The 4912-nt window shown below is 56.3% G+C and carries 6 protein-coding genes and 2 pseudogenes; 3 read left to right on the forward strand and 5 right to left on the reverse strand.

Features of this window, described 5'->3' with window-relative positions:
- From F561_RS29795 to F561_RS29380, 3 genes and pseudogenes are all read left to right on the forward strand, one after another.
- Positions 1-209 (forward strand): hypothetical protein (locus F561_RS29795; protein WP_040381947.1); only part of this gene is annotated, 209 nt, incomplete at its 5' end.
- A pseudogene (locus F561_RS28460) lies at positions 206-808 on the forward strand (IS6 family transposase). The gene F561_RS29795 and the pseudogene F561_RS28460, both read left to right, overlap by 4 nt.
- Before the next feature lie 111 nt (positions 809-919).
- Positions 920-1060, forward strand: a complete 141-nt coding sequence (locus F561_RS29380) for a hypothetical protein (RefSeq protein ID WP_019012514.1) — start codon at positions 920-922, stop codon at positions 1058-1060.
- A 305-nt stretch (positions 1061-1365) separates the two neighbouring features.
- On the opposite strand, the gene F561_RS0124055 is transcribed toward F561_RS29380, so the two are convergent.
- From F561_RS0124055 to F561_RS29800, 5 genes and pseudogenes are all read right to left on the reverse strand, one after another.
- A complete protein-coding gene (locus tag F561_RS0124055) occupies positions 1366-1683 on the reverse strand; it encodes a hypothetical protein (protein WP_019012515.1) in 318 nt (105 codons plus the stop codon).
- A 393-nt stretch (positions 1684-2076) separates the two neighbouring features.
- Entirely contained in the window at positions 2077-2229 is a 153-nt protein-coding gene (locus tag F561_RS29385) for a hypothetical protein (RefSeq protein WP_157452166.1), read from the reverse strand.
- Positions 2230-2309: 80 nt separating this feature from the next.
- On the reverse strand, positions 2310-2843 hold the full coding sequence (locus F561_RS28470) for an integrase core domain-containing protein (RefSeq protein ID WP_019012517.1): 534 nt from the start codon (positions 2841-2843) through the stop codon (positions 2310-2312).
- A 310-nt stretch (positions 2844-3153) separates the two neighbouring features.
- Complete coding sequence (locus F561_RS27635) at positions 3154-3360, reverse strand: transposase (RefSeq protein ID WP_019012518.1); 207 nt, start codon at positions 3358-3360, stop codon at positions 3154-3156.
- Positions 3361-4684: 1324 nt separating this feature from the next.
- A pseudogene (locus tag F561_RS29800) lies at positions 4685-4912 on the reverse strand (IS630 family transposase); the annotation flags it as partial.

Genomic DNA, 4912 nt, shown 5'->3' on the forward strand with positions numbered 1-4912 from the left:
AACCGCTCAATTCGGCGAATGACCGACGACGCCCCTGCGCTTCCCGGGAAACGCTCAGCCAGCTCCCCATGCCGGACGTCCTTGGCTTGAAGGAGTGCCAGGACAACGAGAGAAAGCAGTTCCACTTGGTTTTTGCGGTACTCCGGGAAATGAGCACAAAAGCAGCGCGTCAGATGGGTCAGCGTGGCAGGGGACGCGTTCTGTTTTGACGGATCAGACGGGAGATTTCAACCCCTCAACAAAGTGTCGGGTACTGAGCAAATTTGCACCCCTCCTCACCGAAGAACTACGGCATCGGGAACCCCGTCGGGGTTCCCGATGGTTTTTAGACGAGGTCTGCATCGAGATTGGTGGCAAAAAACTCTGGTTGTGGCGGGCTGTCGACGATTCTGGCGCGGTCTTGGATCTTCTCCTACAAGATCGGCAGGATAGCCAGGCGGCAAAGACCTTTTTCGGAAAGCTGTTGGCAAATTATGACGTGCCAGACGTGATCCACACATATAAACTCTGGAGTTATGGAGCAGCTATTCGAGCACTCCCTGTCATCCACAGTGTGGATCACGTTCAGGTCATCTCAACGGCACGCTGCAACAATCTGATTGAGCAATCCCATCGCCCGACCCGACAACAGGAACGAAGCCAGATCGGCTTCAAAAACCAAAGACGAGCGCAAGAATTTCTGGCCTTGCATGCACGCGTTTCGAACCTTTAGCAGCACACCCGCACCACTGTTCCCGCCTACCGCCGAAGATTGAACCAGAACCGTGCCAACTTGGCATGGCAGAACGCAATTGCAATGGCCGTCTGAAGCTCAGACGGCCACTGACCTCATCAGCCCCCTCCCTGATTAAGTTGCCAGAACCCCACCTTCAGACATAATCTCTTGCCACGCTTCCCACGCCGCGGTCTGCATGTCGGGATGGCAGCCAAGAAAGTCGGCCAGTTCCACACGTTCAGCGAAATCAAGACCAAAACCATCCAGCCCTCGATCCTGGCGGTAGGCGGCATCAAGCAGATCAGCGAGTTCTACAGGGTCAGGTCACGCGGGTGCATGGCCTGAAGGGTAAAACAAAACGCCCTCGCCCACGCATCAGCGCAGGTGAGGGCTTGTCGTTCGCTTAAGTCGCGGGGTGCGGGTAAATGTTTACAGGCGGTGTAGGTGGTGGCGGTGGTGGTTTCTGTGGTCCTGGCGGCTTTTGCTGGCCTTTAGGTTTGTCTTTCAGCATGATCCAGCGTGCGCCTGATCCTGTTTCAGGAATCTGACAACGCCTGAAAGATTGAGCGGATCCTCTCCACGCCTTCTTGTCGAGTGGCGTGATTCGGAAGCAGTCATTCGGTAGGCAACTTGAACTCAATGCCAAGAATTCAGAGGAGGGCACGGCGGGTAAACCCGTCCGGGCCTTTGCACGGTAAACCCTTCAGTAATTCTGCCTGGACAAGCGCGTCTACGTCCTCAGTAATTTGTTGCTGCGTTCTGCGCTCCCAGTTCATCGCCTCGAAAGGCAGCACCACCCCAGTAATGGTCGCCGTTTTGACCTGATAAGTCTTCACGGTGACAGTCACCACCTCAGGCATTATAGCTGGCGAGCCTTCCACATAGACGGTAGAGTTCACGGGAAGGCGCTTTGCAAGAGCTTGCTTGAGCTGTTCCAGGTGGACAAGACGTGGGGTGGTGGAGGCCATGTCGAGCAGCTTAAGCGCAGGTGTCTCACAGCCATCTGACGCACATGTTAGCCTGCTCCACCGTCTCCATTGGCCAGGAGCGACCCAGAAAACAAGTCCAATCAAAACCACTCTCGTCCACGCATCAACGCAGGTCGGGTCAGTTGACTTGATTCAGTTTGTTATCTTCCGCGCACGCTTCGGCGGAAGTAGATCTTCCCAACAGCCACAGCGCCCCGTCCTGAGAAGGGCGGGTTTTTGCTGAGATGGCAAGAATCCTTTGCGAGCTGTCAAACAACCGTCAAGCAAATCACCGCCCGATTGAAGTGGAGAATTCCTCTACTTATCAAGCGAAAAGAGTCCCCCACTGACTGGAAAGTGGGGGACTTGACCATGCTCTAAATCAAGAGCGGCCTACAGGTTTTCCGCCAACTCAGCCTCGCCACTCTCGCCCACGGCTTCCGCCGGAACGGATGCCTGTTCCCGGTAAGCCAAGGCATTGCCCTGATCCGACTTGAGGGCAGCCGTCTGGACGATCATGGCTGGCTGTGCTGGTCGTCCAGCCATCTCCTCTTTGACAATCTTCCTTCGCCCAAACTCGGGATGACTCGTCATCAAAGTGACTCGGTAATGCTCCAAGAATCCCGTCAAGCGGCGAAGAGAGGCTTCACCGATGCGACCAGTGTATCCCAGGGGTAGGCATATCCCAGTGCCGAGTGCAGCCTTCCAGTGTTGTACCACTGCTGGAATTCAGCGCATTGGGCGCGAAGTTCGGTGATGGATCGCACCTCCTGCCGAAAGATCCACTCGTATTTCAGGTTTCTGTTGACCCGTTCCAGAATCCCCATCCCACCGCGCTGCGAGACCTTCGCCCGAGTCCAGCTTCCCACCTCCTCGCAGGCCCGCTTGAAGGCCTGTGACGTGAAATCTGACCCGCCATCCGACATCACCAACATGGGGTCCTCAATCCCCTGTGCGCCCAGCACCTGAAGTCCTGTTTGCAGCGCGGTGACCGCGCTGCTCGCACACAGGTTGCGCACCACTTCTAGGTGCAACACTGCGCGGCTCCCTACGTCCAGCACGACATACACCCAGGCGGCACCATCGTTGAGACTGAACCGGGTCGCGTCAATCTGAACTCGGCGGCCTTCTGGCCACAATGGCGGCGTCAGGATGGGCACGGAGGGCCGCCTCCTCATCCTCGGCGGGGCCGGAATCAGATCCAGTTCCCGGAGCAAGCGTCTGATCTTATGACGGCCAGGTGACGCTGGATGCGCCGATATCCATCGGTTGGATTCGCCAACGCGACGTCACGTACGTGGTCACGATGCGATTGATGCCGTACTTCACGCGCCTCGTCTCGTCTAGCGTTTCGTCTGGCGTCACGCCACTTCCAATACGGCAGGTCAATGTCCCGGGCGAAGCTGGACAGGCTCAGATGAGGCTGGTCTCCCTTCACCTCGGCGTACAGCGCAAGGGCCTGCTGAACGCTCAAAGACCCCGGGCTGGGGCAATATAGAGTGACAGCTCTTTCTCACCGAGCAGGCTGTTCAGCCGCTCGTTTTCCTGTTCGAGAGCTTTGACCCCCTGATCGACGGGGTCGCCAGTGAGGCGGGCACGGCCCGCCTCCAAGAACGGTGTCCGCCATTTATGGATCAGGCTCTCGGCCACACCATGCTGACGGGCCAGTTCGGCCACCGTAACTACGCAGGACGGCGGGCACAATTTGCTCTTTGAGTTCTGGTGACCACGTTTTTCGCTGCTTTCCCATACGTTCCCTCCAGTCTGCCCCACCCTCTCAACGAGCGGGGGACTTTCTGTCGGGATTTCTGGAGCACTACCAGGTTAGCTTTCATTTCGTTGCAGGCTGCTGCTCAACAAACTTCATCCCATGTTCGGTTCGCTTGCCGGAGAGCTTCTCGCCAACACAACTCTTCTGCGCGAGTACTCAAAGATAAAAGATACTTAGCCTATGTCCCTGACTTCTGCTCAAAAAAATGTGTTGGTCAAAATAATCGGCAGTGTCACGCTCGGGATGGGAGGTGCATTGACCATCACCCCGCGACGGAGCGCCGGTGCTCTGGGGCTCCCGTATTCTCCGCACTCAACCTCAATATTGGGATGTGCTGATGTCCTCTTGGGAGCAGCATTACTGAGCGGTAGGCAGACCCGACGGTGGATGCATGTGCGAGCATTAGCCAACGTAGGTCTAGCTGCACTGTATGCGGTTCACCTTCGGTCCTCCCCTTCAAATATTCGGAGAACATGGATTGGGTTCGTCATGATGCTGGTCATTAGCATGACCGATGGTGCATTAGCTCGCGCACTGCCTTCTCCCGAAGCTGGCCCGAAATAAGTAGGATCTGGACTCCGAAAAACTGGACGGGATGAACGAGAGACTCAGGCTCGCCCCAATTATTCTGTTGTGATCAAACTCCGAGAGCCAACCTACGTTCGCTTGACGGATAGCTTCTTAGACCCGGACGCTGACCATTTGCTGTGCAGCTCGTCTAGCAGTTCCCTGATGCGGGTCACACGCACAGGGCGAGAAGATAAGGTGGGGCATGACTGAGCCAGCGAAACAGCCCGCTGTATCAAGAAGACGGACAAACTTTGGACATGGAGCAGCACTCGCGCTGGTCGCCCTAGCGGTTGGCGTTTACTTCGCGCCCCGTGCCGTTCCGCAATCACAGGTGCAGGCTTTGTGCGGTCAGAAAGCAACGCAGCAATTAAAGACTCAGGGAGATTTTGATGTGATTCGTTTTACTCAAGATGGCTACAGTGCAAGGTTTAACTTGATTGCTCTTGGCGGAGCAGTCAGCATCCCTGCCAGATGCTTGGTGAGCGGGAACGCTCGTCACCCTACGGTTATTGTTCAACTGCCGAGATAATCAATCTACAGCCTGCGTTTTGGACGGGCATCTCATTTCCTCCAATGCAGAACCCCCACCAGTCCGGCGGGGTCTTCCGTTCTAAATCAACCATGATTAGGCACACCTGGGTGATGCCACCTAGTACAGCGTCAATCGGTCAGGGTGGGATATAACCGACTCAGTTTGCGTCGTGCGTCCCCAGTGGTGAACTGCCAACAGATGCAAACGGCACGCTCCCGACGTCGGGTCAGCCAATGATCGACCACCTTGATCAGTGTTTCTTTGTCACCCACCCGTGCCTTTAAGGCTTGCCGAGCGAGTGCTGACCATTCCAACTCCTGGATGTTGAGCCAGGAGCCGTGCTTCGGGGTGAAGTG

The organism is Deinococcus aquatilis DSM 23025, from assembly GCF_000378445.1.
Taxonomy (GTDB): domain Bacteria; phylum Deinococcota; class Deinococci; order Deinococcales; family Deinococcaceae; genus Deinococcus; species Deinococcus aquatilis.

Bases quoted from the DNA above. Each gene is read 5' to 3' on its own strand.
- F561_RS29380 (WP_019012514.1), top strand. From the start codon at position 920: ATGGCAGCCAAGAAAGTCGGCCAGTTCCACACGTTCAGCGAAATCAAG.
- F561_RS0124055 (WP_019012515.1), bottom strand. From the start codon at position 1,683: ATGGCCTCCACCACCCCACGTCTTGTCCACCTGGAACAGCTCAAGCAA.
- F561_RS29385 (WP_157452166.1), bottom strand. From the start codon at position 2,229: ATGGCTGGACGACCAGCACAGCCAGCCATGATCGTCCAGACGGCTGCC.